Source organism: Novosphingobium sp. 63-713 (genome assembly GCF_001898925.1).
Taxonomy (GTDB): domain Bacteria; phylum Pseudomonadota; class Alphaproteobacteria; order Sphingomonadales; family Sphingomonadaceae; genus Novosphingobium.
This window is the reverse complement of the sequence record NZ_MKVS01000053.1, coordinates 121,993-143,409: the sequence shown is the minus strand read 5'-3', so window position 1 is coordinate 143,409 and position 21,417 is coordinate 121,993. Positions and strand designations below refer to the sequence as shown.

At 64.6% G+C, this 21,417-nt stretch carries 20 protein-coding genes; 12 read left to right on the top strand and 8 right to left on the bottom strand.

Going from position 1 to position 21,417, the window contains the following annotated elements; genetic code table 11:
• Positions 1-40 precede the first annotated feature (40 nt).
• A complete protein-coding gene (locus BGP00_RS25080) occupies positions 41-1,504 on the bottom strand; it encodes an SPOR domain-containing protein (protein ID WP_292692325.1) in 1,464 nt (487 codons plus the stop codon).
• A 252-nt stretch (positions 1,505-1,756) separates the two neighbouring features.
• Between BGP00_RS25080 and BGP00_RS25075 the strand changes: the two genes are divergently transcribed.
• Positions 1,757-2,959: an SPOR domain-containing protein gene (locus BGP00_RS25075; RefSeq protein ID WP_292692326.1), complete on the top strand. Its 1,203-nt coding sequence runs from the start codon at positions 1,757-1,759 to the stop codon at positions 2,957-2,959.
• Positions 2,960-2,987: 28 nt separating this feature from the next.
• The gene (locus BGP00_RS25070) at positions 2,988-4,247 is read left to right on the top strand and encodes a DUF418 domain-containing protein (RefSeq protein WP_292692535.1); all 1,260 of its coding nucleotides are present in this window, start codon (positions 2,988-2,990) and stop codon (positions 4,245-4,247) included.
• 20 nt (positions 4,248-4,267) lie between these two features.
• Here BGP00_RS25070 and BGP00_RS25065 read toward each other — a convergent pair whose 3' ends face one another.
• Positions 4,268-5,098 carry an EF-hand domain-containing protein gene (locus BGP00_RS25065; RefSeq protein ID WP_292692328.1) on the bottom strand — a complete coding sequence of 277 codons (831 nt, stop codon included), beginning with the start codon at positions 5,096-5,098 and terminating at the stop codon, positions 4,268-4,270.
• A 131-nt stretch (positions 5,099-5,229) separates the two neighbouring features.
• On the opposite strand from BGP00_RS25065, the gene BGP00_RS25060 reads away from it, so the two are divergent.
• From BGP00_RS25060 to BGP00_RS25050, 3 genes are all read left to right on the top strand, one after another.
• Positions 5,230-5,856, top strand: a complete 627-nt coding sequence (locus BGP00_RS25060) for a DNA repair protein RecO C-terminal domain-containing protein (protein WP_292692330.1) — start codon at positions 5,230-5,232, stop codon at positions 5,854-5,856.
• A gap of 13 nt (positions 5,857-5,869) precedes the next feature.
• Positions 5,870-6,928: a 3-isopropylmalate dehydrogenase gene (gene leuB / locus BGP00_RS25055; RefSeq protein WP_292692332.1), complete on the top strand. Its 1,059-nt coding sequence runs from the start codon at positions 5,870-5,872 to the stop codon at positions 6,926-6,928.
• Between the two features lie 151 nt (positions 6,929-7,079).
• Entirely contained in the window at positions 7,080-8,222 is a 1,143-nt protein-coding gene (locus tag BGP00_RS25050) for a glycosyltransferase family 2 protein (protein ID WP_168603944.1), read from the top strand.
• Positions 8,223-8,336: 114 nt separating this feature from the next.
• Here BGP00_RS25050 and BGP00_RS25045 read toward each other — a convergent pair whose 3' ends face one another.
• On the bottom strand, positions 8,337-9,599 hold the full coding sequence (locus BGP00_RS25045) for a phospholipid carrier-dependent glycosyltransferase (protein WP_292692334.1): 1,263 nt from the start codon (positions 9,597-9,599) through the stop codon (positions 8,337-8,339).
• 93 nt (positions 9,600-9,692) lie between these two features.
• Between BGP00_RS25045 and BGP00_RS25040 the strand changes: the two genes are divergently transcribed.
• Complete coding sequence (locus BGP00_RS25040; RefSeq protein WP_292692336.1) at positions 9,693-10,901, top strand: aminotransferase class I/II-fold pyridoxal phosphate-dependent enzyme; 1,209 nt, start codon at positions 9,693-9,695, stop codon at positions 10,899-10,901.
• 6 nt (positions 10,902-10,907) lie between these two features.
• Here BGP00_RS25040 and BGP00_RS25035 read toward each other — a convergent pair whose 3' ends face one another.
• Positions 10,908-11,339: a DUF6628 family protein gene (locus BGP00_RS25035; RefSeq protein ID WP_292692338.1), complete on the bottom strand. Its 432-nt coding sequence runs from the start codon at positions 11,337-11,339 to the stop codon at positions 10,908-10,910.
• Between the two features lie 173 nt (positions 11,340-11,512).
• Here BGP00_RS25035 and apaG point away from each other — a divergent pair, with 173 nt between their 5' ends.
• Both apaG and BGP00_RS25025 read left to right on the top strand, forming a co-directional pair.
• On the top strand, positions 11,513-11,926 hold the full coding sequence (apaG, locus tag BGP00_RS25030; protein WP_168604110.1) for a Co2+/Mg2+ efflux protein ApaG: 414 nt from the start codon (positions 11,513-11,515) through the stop codon (positions 11,924-11,926).
• A 41-nt stretch (positions 11,927-11,967) separates the two neighbouring features.
• Entirely contained in the window at positions 11,968-12,750 is a 783-nt protein-coding gene (locus BGP00_RS25025) for a LysR family transcriptional regulator (RefSeq protein WP_168603940.1), read from the top strand.
• A gap of 48 nt (positions 12,751-12,798) precedes the next feature.
• On the opposite strand, the gene BGP00_RS25020 is transcribed toward BGP00_RS25025, so the two are convergent.
• The 3 genes from BGP00_RS25020 to BGP00_RS25010 form a co-directional block, all read right to left on the bottom strand.
• Complete coding sequence (locus tag BGP00_RS25020; RefSeq protein ID WP_292692340.1) at positions 12,799-13,581, bottom strand: 3-hydroxybutyrate dehydrogenase; 783 nt, start codon at positions 13,579-13,581, stop codon at positions 12,799-12,801.
• 78 nt (positions 13,582-13,659) lie between these two features.
• A complete protein-coding gene (locus BGP00_RS25015; RefSeq protein ID WP_292692342.1) occupies positions 13,660-14,250 on the bottom strand; it encodes a nucleotidyltransferase family protein in 591 nt (196 codons plus the stop codon).
• The gene (locus tag BGP00_RS25010) at positions 14,250-15,764 is read right to left on the bottom strand and encodes a hypothetical protein (RefSeq protein ID WP_292692344.1); all 1,515 of its coding nucleotides are present in this window, start codon (positions 15,762-15,764) and stop codon (positions 14,250-14,252) included. The genes BGP00_RS25015 and BGP00_RS25010 overlap by 1 nt, the downstream gene beginning before the upstream one ends.
• Before the next feature lie 389 nt (positions 15,765-16,153).
• Between BGP00_RS25010 and pstS the strand changes: the two genes are divergently transcribed.
• From pstS to pstB, 4 genes are read left to right on the top strand one after another with little or no spacing between them, the layout of a single operon-like run.
• Positions 16,154-17,167 (top strand): phosphate ABC transporter substrate-binding protein PstS, encoded by a 1,014-nt coding sequence (gene pstS, locus BGP00_RS25005; protein WP_292692346.1) that lies wholly within the window; start codon positions 16,154-16,156, stop codon positions 17,165-17,167.
• Positions 17,164-18,102: a phosphate ABC transporter permease subunit PstC gene (gene pstC, locus BGP00_RS25000; RefSeq protein ID WP_292692348.1), complete on the top strand. Its 939-nt coding sequence runs from the start codon at positions 17,164-17,166 to the stop codon at positions 18,100-18,102. Before pstS ends, pstC begins: the two co-directional genes overlap by 4 nt.
• Positions 18,102-18,950, top strand: a complete 849-nt coding sequence (gene pstA, locus BGP00_RS24995; RefSeq protein ID WP_292692538.1) for a phosphate ABC transporter permease PstA — start codon at positions 18,102-18,104, stop codon at positions 18,948-18,950. Before pstC ends, pstA begins: the two co-directional genes overlap by 1 nt.
• A gap of 50 nt (positions 18,951-19,000) precedes the next feature.
• Positions 19,001-19,804 carry a phosphate ABC transporter ATP-binding protein PstB gene (gene pstB, locus BGP00_RS24990; RefSeq protein ID WP_310015289.1) on the top strand — a complete coding sequence of 268 codons (804 nt, stop codon included), beginning with the start codon at positions 19,001-19,003 and terminating at the stop codon, positions 19,802-19,804.
• 243 nt (positions 19,805-20,047) lie between these two features.
• On the opposite strand, the gene hemA is transcribed toward pstB, so the two are convergent.
• Positions 20,048-21,262 carry a 5-aminolevulinate synthase gene (gene hemA / locus BGP00_RS24985; RefSeq protein WP_168603933.1) on the bottom strand — a complete coding sequence of 405 codons (1,215 nt, stop codon included), beginning with the start codon at positions 21,260-21,262 and terminating at the stop codon, positions 20,048-20,050.
• Positions 21,263-21,417: the final 155 nt, after the last annotated feature.

Genomic DNA, 21,417 nt, shown 5'->3' with positions numbered 1-21,417 from the left:
CGATGGGGCAGCCCTTTTTAGATGGTCTGAGATCGAAAGATCAGCGGCCGCGCTGCCCTTTGGGCGTGGCCATGGCCAGAGCCTTGCCCTGCGAATTGCCCGAACCCTTGCTCTGTGCAGGCTGTGCCGGGGTGTTCCGGGGCAGGTTGCCGGAATGGGCAAAGCAGGCGCCGCCGCTCTTGCGGATCGAGGCGCATTTGTTCGTCGCGGCATTGGCGTTGAACCCGCGCACCGACACGCGCCAGAACTGGCGGTCCTCGACCATGGCCTTGGTCACTTCGACATCGGCGGCGGCAAAGGCCTTTTCGCGGCTCAAAAAGGCCTTCTTGGCGCGCAGGGCATTCTTTTCCGACAGGAAGGCACCCAGTTGCACGACATGCGTGCCCGAGGCGCTGCGTGCTTCGCCATTGGCAATATCAACCGGAGCGGCGCTCTTGCCCTTCGCCTTGGCGCGCGCTGTGTGCAGCGCCACGGCGACCGGGCGCGCCGCCGAGGCGGGCACGGCAATGGCGTGGAACACCGGCGCGGGCGGGGTAAAGGTTTCGGCCTGCGCGACAGGCTGGCTTGGGGCCAGAGCGGGCAATTCGGTGGCGGGTGCCGATTCGCTGGTCGCAGTCGCGGTGACCGGGGCCGGGCTGACAGGAGCCGGGTCGGCCGGAGCCGCGCTGGCGAGGGCCACCTCTGCCGGAGCCGGATTGATCGGGGCCTCAACCGGAGCGGCGGCGGCCACGGTGGGCGCGGCCATCGGCGCGGGTTCGGCCGAGGCCATCTGCACCGGGGCCTCGGTCTTGTTCAGCGCCAGTTGCATCGGCTGGCCCGCATCGGGCGCCAGATCGACGCCCAGCAGGCTGGCCACACGCTGGCGGGCTGCCTCGGGGCGGGCGGCAGCGGCCCATTCGGTCATGCGCGCGTCCACCTTGTCGGCGGGCAGGTCCATGGCCACAATCGTGCGCGACTCGGCCCAGCGGCCAGCCAGCGCATAGGCATAGGCCAGATTCGCGCGCAGCTTGTCGCTCTTGTCGCCCGCGCGCAGCGCATCGGCCAGCAGCACGCTGCCCTTGTCGCCTTCGCCCGCCAGCGCCAGCGCAAGGCCAAGGTCGGCCACCGGAATCACATTGTTGCCGCTTTCCAGCGTGGCCAGCGCGGCGTCATTCTGCCCGCTGCCGATCTGGGCCAGCGCCAGGGCCAGCAGCGTGCGGCCCGACGTGTCGCCCAGCGTTACGGCATCGGACAGCGCCGTGGTGGCCGATTGAAAACGCCCGTTTTTCAAATAGGCGCGGCCCAGCGTCGCGCGCAGCGAAGCCTCACGCGGGCTTTGCGCCACCGATGCCTCGGCCAGCGAAACGCCCCGCTCGCCATCGCCCTTGGCCAGAGCCGTCTCGACCGCCTTGGGCTTGGGTTTGGTGCGGGCCATCGCGGGCTGGGCCGTCGCGGTGGCCATCAGCGCCAGAGTCAGGGATAACGGCAAGGCGGCGTTAAGCGAAAAAGAACGGCGCGCGATCATGGTCGGCTCCTGCAACGGTTTACGGGCGCGCAAGGCAGAGCAGCCGGCATGCGCATCCCGACCAGATGGTGGGATTTCTGGGAAAAACTTCGCAGATCGTTCCTAAATTTAAGTTAACGGAGCGGTAGTAACCCGCGTAGTAAACACGGACATGGCCAGGGAGCTGAAGGGCTGTCTGGGCCTTGCTGTTTGGGCAAATGGGTTTCGGGACAAGTATTGGCGGCGCGCTTTGCGCCGCAAGGGGATCGGACGATGGGTTTCTCTTTGATGCGCAAGGGTTTGGTCGTTGCAGGCTTGCTGGGCGCGGCGGCTTCGGCGCCTGCGCTGGCCGATGTGAAGGCCGGGGCCGATGCCTGGGGGCGGGGCGATTTTCCCGCCGCCGTGCGCGAATGGCAGCCCCTGGCCGACAAAGGCGACCCCGATGCCCAGTTCAACATGGCCCAGGCCTATAAATTGGGGCGCGGCGTGCCGCAGGATCTGACCCGCGCCGAGATGCTTTATGCAAAGGCCGCCGCGCAAGGCCACCTGCAGGCGGGCGACAATTACGGCCTTCTGCTGTTTCAGCGCGGCCAACATGCCGCCGCCTTGCCCTATATCCGCGCAGCATCAGACCGGGGGGATCCGCGCTCGCAATATCTGCTCGGGCTGGCCTATTTCAATGCCGATGGGGTTAACAAGGACTGGGTGCGCGCCTATGCTCTTGAAAGCCTTGCCGCGCAGCCCACTTCGGGCGCGCCGGGCCTGCCGCAGGCCAAGGCGGCGCTGAGCGAAATGGACAAGTATATTGCCATCGAGGATCGCCAGCGCGCGATCTCGCTGGCCACGGAACTGGCCGCACAGGTCGAGGCGAATCGCCAGCGCCAGTTGGCGGCGGTCGATCTGGGCACGCCCAACCCGCCTGTGGTGACCACGTCCACGGCTACGCCGGTGCGCGCGGTGCCGACCGGCATGGCGGGCAATATGCGGCCCGCGCAGGGTGTGATTCGCGAGCCTGCCCCCGCGCCGGTCATGCCGCGCGAACCGGCGCCGCGCCCGGTGCTGGCCACGGCGGCTCCGGTCGGCTTGCCGCCTGCGCCGGCGCCGCGTGTCGCCGCGCCGCGTCCGGCCCCGATGGCGGTGGCCGTGGCGGAGCCCGCGCCCAAGGCCACGCCCATGCCCGCGCCCAAACCGACCCCCGCGCCCAAACCGGCCCTTGCACCCAAGCCCGCGCCCCATGCCGTGCCGGTGGGCGGGCCGTGGAAATTGCAGCTTGGCGCCTTTGGCGTGGCGGGCAATGCTGATGCGCTGTGGGCGCGGGTGAAATCCATGCCCGAAATCGCCGGGCATCCGCGCGCCAATGTGCCGGTTGGCAAGGTCATGCGCCTGCTGGCCACGGGATATAGCGAGGAAAACGCGCAAAGTGCCTGTCGCAAGCTGACGGGGGCGGGTCTGTCCTGTATGGCGGTCAAGGATTGACGGCGTTCGGGGACTGACGATTTTGACGATGGAGGGGCGCGAGCGGATCATTTCGCTCGATCTGGTGCGCGGGTTTGCGGTGCTGGGCATTGTGGCGGTCAATGTGGCGGGCTTTGCCGGGCCGCGTCTGGCCACTTTGACGCCCGCCCATCTGATCGCGCAGGGCGGCGGCTTTGCCTATGCGCCCGCCGCGCCGCTGGACGAGGCGGTGTTTGCCGCGATCCTTGTTCTGTTTGAAGGCAAGATGCGCGCGCTTTTCACCATGCTGTTCGGCGCCTCGATGCTGCTCTTTATCGAGCGGGCCGAGGCGGCGGGGCGCAACGGTTTGGCGCTTCAGGCGCGGCGGCTGGGCTGGCTGGCGCTGTTTGGCTATCTGCATTACGTGCTGCTGTGGTGGGGTGATATTCTGTTCCTCTATGCCGCCTGCGGCTTTGTCGCGCTGGGGCTTTGCGTGTTTTCCAATCGGGCGCTGGTGATTGGCGCTCTCGCCGGATATCTGCTCTGGGCGGTGATGGGAGGCTTGGGCGGCCTGCCGCTGGTGCTGGCCGAGGAGCATATGCGCCTTGGCATGGCCGGCGCGGATGAGGCGGCCCAATTGAAATCCGCGCTGGTCGACAGCATGGCGATGATGCGCGGTGATGTGGCGCAGGCGCATCTGGGCTTTATGGCCATGGCGCATGACAAGCTGGTCCATGCGCCGGGCTGGCCCTTTGTCATGATCTTTGCCAGTTTTGGCGAGACTTTGCCGCTGATGCTGATCGGCATGGTGCTCTATCGCATCGGTTTTGCCCAAGGGCTGGCCTCGCGGCGGGTGCTGTGGGGTGTGGCGGCGCTGGGGGTGGGGTTAGGGCTGCCGATGGCGCTGGGCATGGCGTGGTGGGCTTGGGCGCGCCATTTCCCTCCGGTGGCGATGGGCGAGTTGATGGCCAATTGGGCCGCGCCGCAACATCTGTTGCTGGCGCTGGCCTATTATGCGCTGATGCTGCTGGCTGCGCCCTGTCTGCTGCGGAGCTGGCTGGGAGAGCGGCTGGTGGCGGCGGGGCGGATGGCCTTTTCCAATTATATCCTGACCAGCGTGGCGCTCTCGGTGCTGTTCTATCGCGCGGGCCTGTTCGGGCGGATGGGCGATGCGGCGCAGATGTTGGTGGTGCTGGCCGTGTGGATCGCCATGCTGGGCTGGAGCAAGCCCTGGCTGGCCCGTTTCCGTCAGGGGCCGCTCGAATGGCTGTGGCGCTCGCTGGTGGAGCGCCAAGCTCTGCCTTTCAAAAGAACAGCGCCGGGAGTGTGATGCTCCCGGCGCCGTGATGCTTAATTGTCGTCACCGCCCATCGGGGGCATGCCCGGAGGCGGGCCATCGCCCATGCCGCCGCCGCCCTGGCCGCCGCCCATACCGCCACCGCCGCGCCGTCCGCCGCCCATCGGGGGCATCATGCCGCGTCCGCCGCGCATCGCGTTGATCTCTTCGCGGCTGAGGAACAGATCCTTGTTGGTGTCGGCCTTGTCGAAACGGGCGCGTTCATAGGCCTGCAATTCGGCAAGGCTGATCCCGGCGTCATAGTCGACATTGGCCTTGGCAATTGCCACCGGCCCCAGCGGTTCGACCGCCAGACGCAGCGCCATGTCGCGCTCGCCTTCGCCCAGATCGGGGAAGATCGCATCGGGCACGATTTCGGCAAATTCGCCGCCATCCTCGGCCATTTCCGCGCTGCTCTTGCGGCTTTCCCAGGCGATGAACTCGGCCTCGTCGATGCGCCCGTCATGGTTGGCGTCCACATCGACAAAGCGCTTGTGGATCAGCGCATTGCGCCGCGCGGTGATCACGCTTTCAAACTCGGCCAGCGTGACCATGCCGTCCTTGTTGGCGTCGGCCGCGCGGAACATGGATTCCACCGCCGCCTCGTATCTTTTCAGCGGGATGGGCTTCATGTCCCGTGGCGCGCCGCCGCGCGGAGATCCGCCATCGGGCGGGCCGCCCATGTCGCCGCCGCCATGACGGCCACCCATGCCGCCACCGCCGCCCATACCACCCATGCCTCCGCCGCCCATGCCGCCCATTCCCCCCATGCCGCCCATCTGGGCCATGGCAGGGGCCGCCGACATCATCGGCACGGCCAGCAGCAAGGCTGTCAAAACTGTCAATCTGTTGCGCATATTACATCCCGGACCCATGCGAAGCCCTCCCCATAGCTGACCTGCCTGCGCAAAGCTTGCGCGCAGATGAACGGCGACGCTTTTTGCCTCCCGCGCCATTTTGCTCTAGCGCGGAGCCTATGCATATTCGCGCCCATGCCATTCTGTGTTCGGCCCGCCCGCATGGCGAGGTGGGGGTGATCGCGCGCCTGATGACCGCCGATCATGGGATGGTGGCTGCCTATGTCGCGGGGGGGCGGGGGCGGGACCTGCGCCCGGTGCTGATCCCCGGCAATGGGCTGGCGGTGGACATGCGGGCCCGCATTCCCAGCCAGATGCCTGCGGCCAAGGTTGAATTGACGGTCAGCCGCGCGCCTTTTCTGGTTGAACCTTTGCCCGCTGCCGCAATCGGCTGGGTCACGGCGCTTGTCGCCGCTTCCCTCCCCGAGAGGCAGGCCTATCCGGCGCTTTATGATGCATTGGGGGCGCTGCTCGATGCGGTGTGCCATGCGCCATCGGCGCGGGGCTGGGCGCCGGCCTTGCTGGCCTATGAGGCGCTCTTGCTGCGCGAACTGGGCTATGGCGAACGTTTCGGCGCCGGGGCCGACGGTCAGCGGATGCTGGAAGGCGGCGCGTGGGATGCGGTTCTGGCCCGTTTCGATGCGCTTGGCCTTGCCCTTTCGCGCTATCTGCTTGCCGATCGGCGCGGCGATGTTATGGGAGCGCGCGAAATATTGCGCCAACGTCTGGGGCGCATGGCAGCTTGAAAGAGGTAGAGCCATGAAGATTGCGGTTTTCGCCGGTGACGGCATCGGCCCCGAAGTGACGGCACAGGCCGTCCGCGTGCTGGACAAGCTGGCGATTGCCGGGCTTGAAATGGTCGAAGGCGATGTGGGCGGCGCGGCTTATTACAAGCATGGCCATCCTCTGCCCGAGGCGACCAAGGAAATCGCGCGCGGCGTTGACGGTATCCTGTTTGGCGCGGTGGGCGATTTTTCCTGCGACCATCTGGAGCGCGCGCTGCGTCCGGAACAGGCCATTCTGGGCCTGCGCAAGGAACTCTCGCTGTTCGCCAACCTGCGTCCGGCAACGCTCTTCCCCGGCCTCGAAGGCTTTTCGGCGCTGCGCCCTGAAGTCGCCAGCCAGATCGACCTGCTGATCGTGCGCGAGCTGAACGGCGATGTGTATTTCGGCGAAAAGGGTATGCGCACGCTGGAAGACGGCCGTCGTCAGGGCTGGGACATGATGTCCTATGCCGAGGACGAAGTGCGCCGCATCGCGCATGCCGGTTTCAAGGCCGCGCAGGGCCGCAAGGGCAAGCTGTGCAGCGTGGACAAGGCCAATGTGCTCGAGACCAGCCAGCTCTGGCGCGATGTGGTGATCGAGGTTTCGGCGGAATATCCCGATGTGGAACTTAGCCACATGTATGTCGACAATGCCGCGATGCAGCTCGTCAAGTCGCCCGGCCAGTTCGATGTGATCGTCACAGGCAATCTGTTTGGCGATATCCTGTCGGATCAGGCCAGCATGTGCGTCGGCTCGATCGGCCTCCTGGCCTCGGCCTCGCTGGGCACGCGCCAGACCGAATATGGCACCGTGGGCCTGTATGAACCCATCCACGGCAGCGCCCCCGACATCGCGGGCCAAAACAAGGCCAACCCGATGGCCACGATCCTGTCGGCCGCCATGCTGCTGCGCCATTCGCTGGGCCTTGAGGCGCAGGCCGTGCGGATCGAGGCGGCTGTGGCCAAGACGCTGGCCGACGGCATTCGCGGCGGCGATCTGGGCGGCGATGCCTCGACCAGCGCGATCGGTGATGCGGTGCTGGAACGCCTGTAATCCGCGCTTTTGCGCCCCTGCCATGATTTGAACAAGGTTGGGGCGCAAGAGACGCGCGTTTTCCGGGGGGCGATGAACGCGGTCATATGCGGCAGAATGGGGTCAGAATGGGGCTCTTCCCCATCTTTCGGCTTTTTTAGCATCAGGAATTATGGTTCAGACTCTGCAACTTGCCATCGTAATGCCCACGCTGAATGAGAGGGGCAACCTGCGCCCGCTCGTGGCGCGGCTCGATGCCGCTTTGGCGGGCATCGCGTGGGAGGCGATCTTCGTTGACGACAACAGCCGCGACGGCACTGCCGATGAGGCACGCGCCATCGCTTTGGAAGACCCCCGTATCCGCTGCATCCAGCGCATCGGGCGGCGCGGTCTGGCCAGCGCCGCCATCGAGGGCATGTGCGCCACTGCCGCCCCCATCGTCGCGGTGATGGACGCCGACCATCAGCATGATCCCAAGCTGCTGCCCGGCATGTTGGCGGCCATTGAATCGGGCGAATATGATCTGGCCTATGCCAGCCGCTTTGCCGAAGGCGCCAGCACCGAGGCATGGGGTCGCCCTGATCGTGTCAAGGCCAGCGGCTTTGCCAATGCCATCGCGCGCAAGGTGACGGGCGTGGATCTGTCCGATCCGATGAGCGGCTTTTTCATGCTGCCCACGGCCACGCTGCGCTGTGATGCGCATCGCCTTTCGGGCGTGGGTTTCAAGATCCTGCTCGATATTCTTGCCACGGTTGACGCGCCGATGCGGGTCAAGGAATTTCCCCTCGATTTCGCCGCCCGCGCGGATGGCGAAAGCAAGCTGGATCGGACGGTTGTGTTTGAATTCCTGATCGGTCTTTACGACAAGTGGCTGGGCCGCATCATTCCCACCCGTTTCGCGCTGTTCGGCACGGTGGGGGCGCTGGGCGTGCTGGTGCAATTTGCCATGCTGTGGCTGGTGCTCAGCGTGTTTCTGGGCCAGCGCTTCGTCTATGGCCATTGGTCGAGCGACGAGACGACCTTCAACATCGCCAACACGATTGCCGCGCTGGTGGCCATGACGTTCAACTTCGTGCTGAACAATGAGCTGACCTATGCCGACAAGCGTTTGCGCGGGGTCTGGCCTTTGTGCAAGGGCTGGGCGCAATTCGCGCTGACCTGTTCGCTGGGCCTGCTGACCAACATCGGCGCGACGGCGGCCTTGAAGCGGATGCATATCCACGATGTGATCGCGGTGCTGGTCGGCATCGTGCTGGCCTCGGTGTGGAACTTTGCGCTGTCGAGCAAGTTCGTCTGGGGCAAATACGGGAATTGATCAGAGGCACTCTTTCCCGGCCCTGTCACTCAATCGAGTAAACTCTTGGGTGGCAGGGCCGGGGGAGAGGGCCGGTGCCGCATGAAATGCGTCTCTTTCGGCGCCTTTTCAAGCTCAGCGCCAGCTGGCCAGCCACATCCAGTCCTCGAAACTGGCCACGCCCTTATGCAGCGCGGCGGCCGAGAGGATCGGAAAGAACCACGCGAACACGCCCACCGACAGCAAGAGGATGCCAAAAGCCTCATGCCTCCAGCGTCGCCCGCGCGCGGCCCACAATTCATCCACCGCCAGCCCCAGCGCCGCCATCAGAAACGTGCCGGGCAGCAGATAGTGGTAATAGAACTGCACCGGCTTGTTGCCCACGATCCACAGGCCCAGTGAGGCGGCATAAAGCGCCACCAGCACCAGCGGCAACCATGCCCGGCGGGCCAATCCGCACCATCCCGCCCAGACCAGCGCGATCAGCCCCGCGATCATTGTGAAGGGATTGCCGATCAGCATCACCCCGCGCTGCGCCCCGTCGGTGACTTCATAAAGATACCAGATCGCGCGCCAGTTGATGATCCACTGGGTCCACACGCTCTGATAGGGATGGTGCTTGGTCACGCTGCTTTGCAGGTCGATCATGTGGCGATGCCAACCGATCGGATCGAGAGGGGGCACCGCATCGCGCGCGGTGAAAAAGCCCGGCAGATAGGTCAGCCAATAGGCCCCCAGCGGCAGGGCGATCAGACACAGGCTCAGCTCGACCATCGAGAGCGCGGGCAGGATCGGCCGCGCCCCGGTGGCCAAGGCCCGCAGCCGCGCGCCCAGCACCATAGCCACAACCACCGCCCAGACCGGCAGCACGCTCCATTTCGCGCCCAGCGACAGGCCCAGCACGAGCCCGCCCGCCACCATCCGCCATCGCGATCCATCGGCCCGGTTCATCGCCCCGGCGATCAGCCAGAGCGCCACCATCGCCAGCCCAGCCATCACCATGTCGAGCATGGCAATCCGGCTTTGCACATACCACGCGAAATCGGTGGCCAGCAGCACCATCGCGGCGACCGAGGCCATGGCCCTCCCGCTGGCCCGCCACATGGCGCGGCCAAAGGCCCACAGGCCGATCACCCCCATCAGCGCACTGGGCATCCGCCAGCCCAGTGGATTGTCGCCAAAGATGCGGATCGAGGCGGCGATCATCGCCTTGGCAAACAGCGGGTGTTCCGGATTGGCCGGATTGCCCGCGATCATCGCGCGCGCGGCGGGCACGTAATGGATCTCGTCGAAATAGAGATGCGACGGGATCGTCAGGCGCAGCGCCACCAGCCCGGCAAACAGCAGCGTGACAAGGATCTGGAATGCCCACGGGTCGGACTGTGGCTTGGCAAACATTTGAACAGGCTAGATCCGGGGCGGGATCTGCGCAACAGCGCTTGCGCCGGATGCCCTTGCTCTTGCGCCGTGCCGGTTATAGAGCAAGGCCCCATGAAAAGGGATACTGGACAGGATCGTAAGATCACCCGCAACTGGCGCAGCGCGACGCAGGCCGTGCGCGGCGGCACATGGCGCAGCGAACAGGGCGAAACCTCCGAGGCCATCTATATGACCTCGGGCTTTGCCTATGACAGCGCCGAAACCGTGGCCGACCGCTTTGCGGGCAAATTGCCCGGCATGACCTATTCGCGCACCGCCAACCCCAGCGTGCAGATGCTGGAGGAGCGCATTGCCCTGATGGAAGGGGCCGAGGCATGCCGGTGTCAGGCCAGCGGCATGGGCGCGATGTCCAGCGTTCTGCTGTGCCAATTGTCGGCGGGCGACCATATGGTGATCGCCAAGGCCGCCTTTGGCCCGACGCGCTGGGTGACGGACAATCTGTTGCCCCGCTTCGGCATCGAGGTGACGGCGGTTGACGGGCGCGACCTCAATCAGTGGCAGGACGCGATCCGCGACAATACCAAGCTGTTCTTCTTTGAAACCCCGGCCAATCCGACGATGGATCTGGTCGATATTGCCGAGGTTTCCAAGATCGCCCATGCGCGCGGCATTCGCGTGGTGGTGGACAATGCCTTTGCCAGCGTCGCCTTGCAGCGCCCGCTGGATCATGGCGCCGATGTGGTGGCCTATGCCGCCACCAAGCTGATGGACGGTTCGGGCCGGACGCTGGCGGGCGCGGTGGCGGGCGATGCCAATTTCATCAATACCATCCTGCACCCCTATACGCGCAACACGGGCAATGTGCTGTCGCCCTTCAATGCATGGGTGGTGCTGAAAGGTCTGGAAACGCTCGAACTGCGCGCGAAGGCGCAGAGTGATGCGGCGCTGGACCTCGGCCGCTGGCTGGAAGCGCGTCTGCCGCGCGTGCTGCACCCCGGGCTGGAAAGCCACCCGCAGCACTATCTGGTGAAAAAGCAGATGTATGGCGCGGGTTCGATCTTCTCCTTTGAGGTCGATGGCGGGCGCGAGGCGGCGATGAAGCTGCTCAACGCGCTGCAATTGATCGACATTTCGAACAATATCGGCGACACCAAGTCGCTGATGACCCATCCGGCCAGCACGACCCATTCCTCGATCTCGCCCGAAACGCGGCAGGCGATGGGCGTGACCGAGGGCATGATCCGTATCAGCGTCGGGCTTGAGGATCTGGAAGACCTCAAGGAAGATCTCGACGGGGCATTGAAGGCGATTGGGCTTTAAGGGCCTTCAAGCCTCGACCCTGAGTTCCCGCCCGGAATCGCGAAGGGCGCTGGCCAGCACGCGGGTGGTGGCCAGCAGACCCTCGATGGCGGGGGCCTGAGTCAGATCCTGCAAATGCTGCCCAGCCTGTGCGGGGTCATGATCGGCGCAGGTCATCGCGCGCAGCAGCGCATTTTCCGCCGTCGTCATGCGCGAGGCGCAGCAGGGCGCGATCTGGATCGGTTTGCGGGTGGTCTGCGAAACCTCCATCAACAGCGCGCGCATCAGCACCAGCGGCTTGCGGAAATGCAGCCCGAAATGTTCAAACATCAACAGCGACGCGCTGGCATCATAGAGGCCGTGGATCGCCATCCGGCGCAGCGCGACCAGAAGTGCGCGCGGCGGGCCTTCGAGTGGGGCGGTATGGGGCAGGATCCGGGCCAGATGCGGTTCGTTCATGGGGACACTCCTTGGTGTGGAGCTTCATTTAACGCTATTGCGAGTGAATATCAATAAAAGACCTGCATTTTTTGCGGCAAACCGTTGGTCCAATAACCCCAAAATGCCCCTAAAGGCCCGTTGCGAAGCGCCAAAAGCGGCGCTAACCTGCATCCATGTCTGACCGATCCTTCATCAAGGAACTGTTCCAGCACGCCGCCACCACCCATGGCGTCACCGTGCGGGTGGCTGTCAACTTCCTGCCCGAACAATCGCGGATCGAGGCGGGCAAGTGGTTCTGGGTCTACCATATACGGATCGAGAACGACTCGGATCGCACCCTGCAACTGGTCACGCGCCACTGGCGGATCACCGATGGACGCGGTGCGGTCAATCTGGTCGAGGGCGAAGGCGTCGTGGGCGAGACCCCCGTGCTGTCTCCGGGCCAAAGTCATGATTACGTCTCGGGCTGCCCGCTGGCCACGCCGCAGGGCAGCATGGAGGGCTATTATACCTTCCGCGAGATTCACCCTGATGGATCGCAGGGCGATTCGGTGCTGGTGCCGATCCCGCATTTCCCGCTGGCCGCTCCCGCCACGGCGGGATGAAGGCTTGACGCAGTGGGCGGCGGCGCGCAACAACCCGCGCCATGAAGCGTACCCATCTTCCTCTCAATGCCTTGCGCGTGTTTGACGCGGCGGCGCGTCACCTGTCCTTTACCCGCGCCGCCGACGAACTGGCCGTGACCCCGGCGGCCGTCGGGCAACAGATCCGCGCGCTTGAGGATCTGCTGGGCGTGGTGCTGTTTCGCCGCACGACCAAGGGGCTGGAACTGACCGACGAGGCGCAGGCGGGGCTGGAGCCTTTGCGCGCCGGTTTCCTGCAATTTGAGGATGCGGTGCAGGCGATGCAGGCGGGGCAATCCTCGCATGTTTACACGATTGCCGCCCCGCGCGACATTTTCGCGGCATGGCTGGCGCCGCGTCTGGCCGCGTTCCGTGCGGCCAATCCCGACATTCGCGTCGTGCTGGTCGATGGCGATGCCACCGATTTTACCGAGGCCAACCTCGACCTTGCCATGCGCCTGTCCGAAGGGCCGGGCGATCTGGAAGGTGTGGCGATTGGCGAGGCGCAGCAGGCGGTTGTGGGCGAGGGCGAGTGGATCGCATGGCCCAGCGACCCCAATCCGGCGGGCGAGGGGATCGAGGCGGGCCTGCATGTGGGCGATGCGGGGCAGGCGATTGCGGCGGCCGCTGCCGGGCTTGGTCGCGCGCGTGTGCCTTTGCTCCTGGCGCAGGGCTGGCGCGATCTGGGTCGCATCCCCGGCTTTGGCGAACCGGAACCCGCACGCAAAGCCTATTGGCTGGTAGCCCCCCTGCCGCAATGGCGCCAGAAAAAGGTCAAGGCGCTGGTCGCGCACTTGACGGCCTGAACGGGCCGGGGCCGGTGTATGCGAAAAACCCGGCCCCGGCGCCGGGCTTTATTCCATGAACCATCCGTGGCTGGCGATCAGCGATTGCCCGGTCAGCGCATTGCTGGGGAAGGCGGCGAAGAACAGCGCGACCTCGGCAATGTCCTCGACGGTGGTGAATTCGCCGTCCACCGTGTCGCCCAGCATGACCTTCTTGACCACTTCCTCCTCGGAAATGCCCAATTCCTTGGCCTGTTCGGGGATCTGCTTTTCCACCAGCGGCGTTTTGACAAAGCCGGGGCAGATCACATTGGCGCGAATGCCCTTTTTGCCGCCCTCGCGCGCAATCGTGCGGGCCAGACCCAGCAGCCCGTGCTTGGCGGTGACATAGGCGGATTTGAGCGGGCTGGCGGTCTTGGAATGGACCGAACCCATCATGAGAATCGCGCCTGAACCTTGTGCCTGCATATGCGGCAAGACTGCCTTGCTGGTCAGAAATGCGCCGTCGAGATGGATCGCCAGCATCTTCTTCCAGTCGGCATAGGCGAAATTTTCCACCGGATTGACGATCTGGATGCCCGCGTTCGAGACCAGCACATCCACCGTGCCCCATTTGGCCACCACTTCGGCCACCCCGGCATTGACCTGCTCCTCGCTGGTCACGTCCATGGCGATGCCGATGGCCTGACCCGGTCCTGCGGCGTTCAGTTGGGCGGCTGCGGCTTGCGCCGCGTCCAGATTGAGATCGGCCAGCGCCACCAGCGCCCCTTCGGCCACATAACGCCGCGCAATGCCAAGCCCAATGCCGCTGGCGGCGCCCGTGACGATGCAAACCTTCTTGTCGAGTTTCATGGCCGGTCTACTCCTCTTGTCATCTTCTTGCGGCCCATGGGCCTTTGAACGACTAACCTAGCCATCCTGAATGATGAATCAACTTTCGTATTGTCGCAGGCGATCCCTGTCCTGCGGCGTATCCATATCGCTGGTGAAACGCGAATGTTCCGCCTCGTGCCAGACAATGCGCGAGGCGTGGCGCTCGATCCATGCGCGCGGGCTGACATCCGCAGGCTGGGCTGCCAGCCCAAGCGCCAGATCGCGCGGCATCACCACCGGATTGCCCCGTACACTATCATGGCGCGGAATGGTGACAGCATCGCGATGCCCGGCAAAATCCGCAATCAGCGCGGCAATATCCTCAGGCATCAACAGCGGCTGATCGGCCAGCGCAAAGATCACGCCATCTCCGTCAAGGATACAGGCCGCCAGCCCGACCCGCGCCGATGCGCCCTGCTCGCTGCCTTCATCGGGATTGGCGATCAGGCGCAGATCCAGCCCACCAAGCGCCCGCGCCAAAGCCTCATCCCGCGCCCGGCCCACCACCATCACCGGCAGGCCCAGCCCCAGATACAATTCCGCCGCGCGGCGCACCATCGGCGCCCCGCGCCATGGCATCAGCCGCTTGTCCACGCCCTCCATCCGCCGCGACCATCCCGCCGCCAGCAGAATGACCTCCAAACGCATCAGAAGCGGATCGCGGTGAACAGCCCTACTTCGTCATAGGTGCCATTGCCCTTGCACAGCGCCGAAGGGCCGGAAACCGTGGCAAAGGCATTGGGCGTGGCCGTCGTGCCGCAACCGATCACGCCATTGCTGGTGGCCAGAGAGCCGCCATTGACCGTCTCGCGCTTATACACCAGCGCCAGATCGACATATTTGAGCGGCGAGAATTGCAGGCCCCCCACAAACAGATCGTCCTGCAAATCGCGCACCGTCATCCGGTTGGGGTGAACCTGATCATAGCGCATGAAGGCCCGCCATTGGCGCGAGAGGTTGTAATGGGCAAATCCCGACCAGCCGCTGGCCGTATCCTGCGACAGTGCGAAATTGGCCGGATTGATCGCCACATTGTTCCAGTCGCGGGCATAGAAATATTCGCCGCCGATGCCGATCACCGAACTCTTGTATCCGCCCATGAAGTCGATCCGCGTGGCGGTGCGGAAGGACGAGGCCGTGGTGCCCGCGATGGATTCGATGTCATTGCCGCGCTTGCCGTAATAGCCCCCGGCGGCGGCGTAGAACCCGTTCCATGTGCCCGACAGGCGCGCCTCGATGTCCATGGATTTGGTCACGCGGGCCTGACGATAGCCCCCGCCGTTGACCACGGCCAGACCATAGGACAGGCTGGTGCTGCCCTGACGCAGAAAGTCGCCCGAAAGGTGGAGACCCCAGTCGGCCGGATTGCCATAGCCCACCCGTTCGAGCAGCGAGCGCTCGACATGGCGCTGGTTTTCCGCCCCCTCGGCATAGGAGATCCACGGCATTTCCGCCGCGCCCAGCCGGATGGTCAGCGCGGGGTGCAGTTTTACCTCGGCATAGGCGTTGCGCACATAGACGCCCTTGCCCACCAGCCCGGAGGCCGAGTTGAGCGGGTTCACCGTGCTGGGCTGGCCGGTGACATTGTCGGCGTCCAGCAGGATCGCGGCCGAAACCTTGTTGGTGAAACGATGGTTCAGCCCGATGAAGGCGCGCTTGAGATTGACGCCCGCGCCGCTGGCGGGATTGTTCGCGCCGCCGCTGTGCTGGGTGATGTTGCTCAGGTTCAGGAACATTTCGCCCGAGACCGAGGTGTTGGCGGCCCATTTGGTGGCGGCCACGGCGCGCTGGGTCAGGGTGATCGCGCCCTGCGCCTTTTCCGCGCTGGCCAGCGCCTGCGTGGCGGTGGCATCGGCATGGCGGGCGGTTTCCACCGCCGAGGCCAGCGTGGGCGTTTCAGGCGGCGTTGCCCCGGGCGCTGTACCCTCGGGCTTGGCCTCGGCCAGCTTGGCGTCGGCCGCATTGGGCGCGGTCAGCGCGGTCAGCTTCTTTTCCAGCGCGTCGATCTGCGCCTGCATCCGCGCCATTTGCGCCTGGGCCTGTTGCAATTGGGCCTGAAGGCTGGGGCTGGGCTTGGCCGCTTGCCCCGATGCCGCCGCTGCGCCCGGCGCCAGAGCCGTCGATGCGAGCAGGGCCAGGGCAAAGGGCTTGAGCAAATCCATCGAACGAATTCCTTGTGGCATGAGCCATATGGGCCGCGAGGCTGGCGGTGATCGCCGTGAACCGACCGCCGGGATCGGTTTGCGCCGGGACCCGGTCGGCGCATCGATCCATCCGGGCCAGTTTAGGGCCGCCATGCGCATCGGGATAGATAGATAATCGTCGGTGGGACGATAAAGCCCTGTCGGCAAAGGGGCGGTGTGAAGAAGATGACATTTCTATGACATTGCGCGGCGTGCATGAGGGCAAAGACGGGCCGCAACGCGCCTTTCCCGCCGGTTTGGGCAAAAAGGCGCGAAAGTGTCGAGGCTTGGCGATTGTCACAAAGTTGTCATATGGAATGTCTAGCGCCCGATGTGGGCGAAGTGCGCCCATTGGTGGAGAATCGCCCATGTTTCGCAAAACCGTGCTGGCGTTCGGCCTTGGGCTGGCGATGATTTCGCCCGCTTGGTCCGAATCGTTCACCGGCGCGGGGGCCAGCTTTCCTGCCTCTCTCTATCAGGCATGGGCCCGCGAATATGCCGGTGCCAGCGGCGATCAACTGAATTATCAATCGATTGGCTCGGGCGGCGGGGTGCGCCAGATCATCGCCCATACGGTCGATTTCGGCGCCACCGACAAGCCTTTGAAGCCCGAAGAGTTGAACAAGGCAGGGCTGGTGCAGTTTCCCGCTGCGATCGGCGGGGTGGTGCCGGTGTTCAATCTGCCGGGCATCGGGCCGGGGCAATTGCGCCTGTCGGGCGGTTTGCTGGGCGACATTTTTCTGGGCCGGATCAAGCGCTGGAACGATCCGCGCATCGCCGCGCTCAATCCGGGGCTGAAGCTGCCGCCTTTCCCGATTACGGTGGTTCACCGCGCCGATGGTTCGGGCACGACCTTCCTGTTCACCTCCTATCTGGCCCAGACCTCGCCCGCATGGGCACGCGCGGTGGGGGCCAGCGATGCAGTAAAATGGCCCGCCGGGATTGGCGGCAAGGGCAATGATGGCGTGGCCGCTTTCGTGCGCCAGACCTATGGCGCGCTGGGCTATGTCGAATATATCTACGCTCGCAAGGGCAAGGTCAGCTATGCCCGCGTGCAGAATTCAGCGGGGCAATTCCCGACGCCTGAACCGACCAGTTTCGCCGCCGCCGCCTCTGCGGCGCCATGGGGGCGTGCTGCGGGCAATTACGTGCTGCTGCTCAACCAACCGGGGGCGGGGGCATGGCCGATTTCGGGCGCGACCTTCATCCTGATGCACCGCGAGCAGGAGCGCCCGGAAAAGGGTCGCGCGGTGCTGCGTTTCTTTGACTGGGCCTTTGCGCGCGGTGATGCCACGGCGGCGCGCCTGTCCTATGTGCCGCTGCCCGCCTCGCTCAAAGCCATGGTGCGCCAGCAATGGCGCGCCATCGGGGGCGGCAAATGAGCGTGGAGACTGCCGGCCCCTCGCGCGCGGCGCGGCAGGATGCGTTTTTTCAGGCGCTGTGCTTTTCCGCCGCCATGGTGCTGATGGCGACGCTCGCTGGCCTGCTGGTTGCGCTGGTGATCGGGGGCTGGCCCGCGCTGGCGCATTTCGGGCCGAAATTCTTCATCTCCGCCGCATGGGATCCTGTGGCCGAGGATTATGGCGCGGCAGGACCCATTGTCGGCACGCTGGTGACGGCGGGTCTGGCTATGGTGATGGCGCTGCCGCTGGCGGTGGGGATCGCGGTGTTTCTGGTGGAATTCTGCCCCTCGGTGCTGGCCAGATATGTCAGTATGGCGGTCGAGCTGCTGGCGGGCATTCCATCCATTGTTTACGGCATGTGGGGCCTGTTTGTGCTGGCGCCGTGGTTTGCGCTGCATGTGCAATTGCCGCTGTTCTATGTGGTCGATCCCGACAGTTTCTGGGGCCATCTGTTCGAGGGCATCCCCAATGGCGCGAATATTTTTACCGCCGCGATGATCCTGGCGATCATGGTGCTGCCCTATATCGCCACGGTGCTGCGCGAACTGCTGCTGTCCGTGCCCACCCATGTGCGCGAGGCGGCCTATGGCATGGGCTGCACCCCCTATGAGGTGGTGAGCAAGATCATGCTGCCCTATATCCGGCGCAGCGCGATCGGTGCGGTGATGCTGGGGCTGGGCCGCGCGCTGGGCGAGACGATGGCCGTCACCTTCATCATCGGCAACAGCCACGAATTCCCGCGCAGCCTGTTCGCCAGCGGATCGACCATCGCCTCGACCATCGCCAATGAATTTGCCGAAGCGAGCAGCGATCTGCATGTCTCGGCATTGCTGGCGCTGGGGCTGGTGCTGTTTGTGATCACCTTTGCCGCGCTGGTGGGTGCGCGGCTGCTGATCGGGCGGGAGAAGGCGTGATGCGGGTTTTCGACCGCCATATGCGGCGCAAGCTGGTCAATTACGGCTTTGTCGGCCTGACCATGGCGGCCACCGCCGTGGCGGTGATCGCGCTCTTGCTGATCCTGTGGTCGCTGGTGGCCAATGGGCTGGATGGGATTGGCCTGCATATCTTCACCATGGATCAGCCGCCGCCGGAAATGCCCGGCGGCCTGCGCAATGCCATCCTCGGCTCGCTGGAAATGTGCGCGATCGGCATGGTGATGGCGGTGGTCATCGGCATTCTGGCGGGCACGTGGTTGGCCGAATATGGTGAGGGCAAGCGTCTGGCCGAGGTGGTACGGTTTTTGAACGACGTGTTGCTGTCCGCGCCATCGATCCTGATCGGCCTGTTCGTTTATGAAATTCTGGTGCGGCCGCTGCATGGCTTTTCGGCGGGCGCGGGCGCGGTGGCGCTGGCCTTTGTGGCCACGCCCGTGGTGACGCGCACGACCGAGGACATCCTGCGCCTGCAATCGAACCAGTTGCGCGAGGCCGGCATGGCGATCGGTGCTGGCAAGAGCTATGTCATCCGCGCAATCATCTGGCGCGCCTCGCGGCCGGGTCTGGTGACGGGCGCGCTGCTGGGCTTTGCGCGTATCTCGGGCGAGACGGCGCCGCTGCTTTTCACCTCGCTGGGCAATCCCAACCTCTCCTTTGCCCTGACCCAGCCGATGGGCGCCTTGCCCACCACGATCTATCAATTCGCGCTGTCGGCCTTTGACGACTGGCGCGCGCTGGCATGGGTGGGGGCGCTGTTGATCGCGATCACCGTCCTTGCCGCCAACATCATCGGACGCGCTCTGGCGCGCGGGAGCCATCAGTCGTGAATTTTGACGCCAAACAGGCCGATGTCGGCAGCGTGATCCTGCCCCCGCCGATGGAGCAGCGCGTGCTGGACGTGCGCGGGCTGAACTTTTTCTATGGCAAGCATCAGGCGCTGTTCGGCGTCGATCTGCCGGTGGCGCGGGGCAAGATCACGGCGCTGATCGGGCCGTCGGGCTGCGGGAAATCGACGCTGCTGCGCACGCTCAACAAGATCTACGACCTCTATCCTGGCCAACGCGCCGAGGGGCAGATCCTGTTCAACGGCGAGAACCTGCTGGCCGGGGGAGAGGCGGTGGAGGACGCGCCACCCGCTTCGGGCGCGCCTATTAACGGCGACAATGCCCGGCTGCGCGCGCGTATCGGCATGGTGTTTCAGCGGCCGACGCCCTTTCCGATGTCGATCTATGAAAACATCGCCTTTGGCGTCCGGCTGCACCGCAATGTCTCGCGTGCGCAAATGGACGAGATCGTCGAAACCTCACTGACCCGCGCGGCGCTGTGGGACGAGGTCAAGGACAAGCTGGACAAGTCGGGCCTGAGCCTGTCGGGCGGGCAGCAGCAGCGCCTTTGCGTGGCGCGCGGGATCGCGGTCGAGCCGGAAGTGCTGTTGCTCGACGAGCCGGCCTCGGCGCTCGATCCTTTGTCCACGGCCAAGCTGGAAACGGCGCTGATCGAACTCAAGCAGAGCTTCACCATCGTCATCGTCACCCACAACCTGCAGCAGGCGGCGCGGATTTCGGACTACACCGGCTTTATGCTGATGGGCAAAATGGTGGAATTCCGGCCCTCGGGTGAGGCCTTTGTGCGGCCTGCGACGGCGGCGATGCGGGATTATGTGACGGGTAGGTATGGGTAAGAAAAGGGATGATGCGAGGGTCTAGACCCTCGCGCTCCCGTTACTGTCTGTGTTGTGCCACGGGTTCGGCCAATGGGTGTCGGACGCAGCGTTTCAAAATTAAAGCCTGCGGCGCTTTTGAGCATAAGCTCTTCGCGCCGCAGGCTCTCAAATTCCATTCAATAACCCTGCCAACCCGGCACCACCTCATTAATGAGATTGCAAAGGGACAAGTCCCTTTGCCCGCCGGAGGCATAGATTTGCTTACGCCGCCAGCTTCAACTCCAGCCGATCCCAGATTTCCACCAGCGCGGCGGTCAGATCGCGCATCATGGCCTCGGTATGCTGCGGCCCGGGCGTAAAACGCAGACGTTCGGTCCCGCGCGGCACGGTAGGGAAGTTGATGGGCTGCACATAGACGCCATATTCGGCCAGCAGAATGTCGCTGATCTTCTTGGCCTTGACCGGATCGCCCACCATCAGCGGCACGATATGCGTGGTCGAATTCATCACCGGCAGCCCGGCCTCGCGCATCATGGCCTTGAGGCCCGCCGCCGCCGCCTGCTGCCCGTCGCGCTCAACGCTCGACGCCTTCAGATGACGAACCGAGGCCAGCACGCCCGCCACCAGCACCGGCGAGAGCGAGGTGGTGAAAATGAAGCCCGGCGCATAGGAGCGGATCACATCGATGATGCGCTTGTCGGCCGCGATATAGCCGCCCATCACGCCAAAAGCCTTGCCCAGCGTGCCCTCGATAATGTCGATGCGGTGGGCGGCATTGTCGCGATCGGTGATGCCGCCGCCGCGCGGGCCATACATGCCCACGGCATGGACCTCGTCGATATAGGTCAGTGCGTTGTACTTTTCCGCCAGATCGCAGATTTCGTGGATCGGGGCGATATCGCCATCCATCGAATAGACCGATTCAAACGCAACCAGCTTGGGCACGTTGGGATCGGTTTCCTTCAGCAGTTCTTCCAGATGCTCGACATCATTGTGACGGAACACCTTCTTTTCCGCGCCCGAATTGCGGATGCCGGCGATCATGCTGGCATGATTCAATTCGTCGGAAAAGATTACGCATCCGGGCAGGATCTTGGCCAGCGTGGAGAGCGTGGCATCGTTCGACACATAGCCCGAAGTGAAGAGCAGCGCGCCCTGCTTGCCGTGCAGGTCGGCCAGTTCTTCTTCCAACTGGATATGGTAATGGGTGTTACCGCCGATGTTGCGCGTGCCGCCCGAACCCGCGCCCACGTCATGCAGCGCTTCCTCCATCGCGGCGATCACCTTGGGGTGCTGCCCCATCGCCAGATAGTCGTTGCTGCACCACACCGTGATCGGCTTGGGGCCGTTATGTCCGGCAAAACAGCGCGCGTTGGGATAGGCGCCCTTGTTGCGCAGGATGTCGATAAACACGCGATACCGCCCTTCGGAATGCAGGCGGTCGATAGCTGCGTCGAAAATCTGGTCGTAGTTCACTGGCTCTAATCCTGAACGGCACCGTATGGATCCGGCTTTCCGGCTCTCCCCCGTTAGAACATATGAGGGGATGCATAAAATGACCAGAGTCAAACAGTGAGATAGGGCATTCTGTCCAAAAGTAGTATTTGTCTTTATCGCACGGCGACCATTAA

Excerpts from the sequence above, each read along its gene's own strand:
- BGP00_RS25080 (WP_292692325.1), bottom strand. The coding sequence starts at position 1,504 with ATGATCGCGCGCCGTTCTTTTTCGCTTAACGCCGCCTTGCCGTTATCC.
- BGP00_RS25075 (WP_292692326.1), top strand. The coding sequence starts at position 1,757 with ATGGGTTTCTCTTTGATGCGCAAGGGTTTGGTCGTTGCAGGCTTGCTG.
- BGP00_RS25070 (WP_292692535.1), top strand. The coding sequence starts at position 2,988 with ATGGAGGGGCGCGAGCGGATCATTTCGCTCGATCTGGTGCGCGGGTTT.
- BGP00_RS25060 (WP_292692330.1), top strand. The coding sequence starts at position 5,230 with ATGCATATTCGCGCCCATGCCATTCTGTGTTCGGCCCGCCCGCATGGC.
- leuB (WP_292692332.1), top strand. The coding sequence starts at position 5,870 with ATGAAGATTGCGGTTTTCGCCGGTGACGGCATCGGCCCCGAAGTGACG.
- BGP00_RS25050 (WP_168603944.1), top strand. The coding sequence starts at position 7,080 with ATGGTTCAGACTCTGCAACTTGCCATCGTAATGCCCACGCTGAATGAG.
- BGP00_RS25045 (WP_292692334.1), bottom strand. The coding sequence starts at position 9,599 with ATGTTTGCCAAGCCACAGTCCGACCCGTGGGCATTCCAGATCCTTGTC.
- BGP00_RS25040 (WP_292692336.1), top strand. The coding sequence starts at position 9,693 with ATGAAAAGGGATACTGGACAGGATCGTAAGATCACCCGCAACTGGCGC.
- BGP00_RS25035 (WP_292692338.1), bottom strand. The coding sequence starts at position 11,339 with ATGAACGAACCGCATCTGGCCCGGATCCTGCCCCATACCGCCCCACTC.
- BGP00_RS25025 (WP_168603940.1), top strand. The coding sequence starts at position 11,968 with ATGAAGCGTACCCATCTTCCTCTCAATGCCTTGCGCGTGTTTGACGCG.
- BGP00_RS25020 (WP_292692340.1), bottom strand. The coding sequence starts at position 13,581 with ATGAAACTCGACAAGAAGGTTTGCATCGTCACGGGCGCCGCCAGCGGC.
- BGP00_RS25015 (WP_292692342.1), bottom strand. The coding sequence starts at position 14,250 with ATGCGTTTGGAGGTCATTCTGCTGGCGGCGGGATGGTCGCGGCGGATG.
- BGP00_RS25010 (WP_292692344.1), bottom strand. The coding sequence starts at position 15,764 with ATGGATTTGCTCAAGCCCTTTGCCCTGGCCCTGCTCGCATCGACGGCT.
- pstS (WP_292692346.1), top strand. The coding sequence starts at position 16,154 with ATGTTTCGCAAAACCGTGCTGGCGTTCGGCCTTGGGCTGGCGATGATT.
- pstC (WP_292692348.1), top strand. The coding sequence starts at position 17,164 with ATGAGCGTGGAGACTGCCGGCCCCTCGCGCGCGGCGCGGCAGGATGCG.
- pstA (WP_292692538.1), top strand. The coding sequence starts at position 18,102 with ATGCGGGTTTTCGACCGCCATATGCGGCGCAAGCTGGTCAATTACGGC.
- pstB (WP_310015289.1), top strand. The coding sequence starts at position 19,001 with ATGGAGCAGCGCGTGCTGGACGTGCGCGGGCTGAACTTTTTCTATGGC.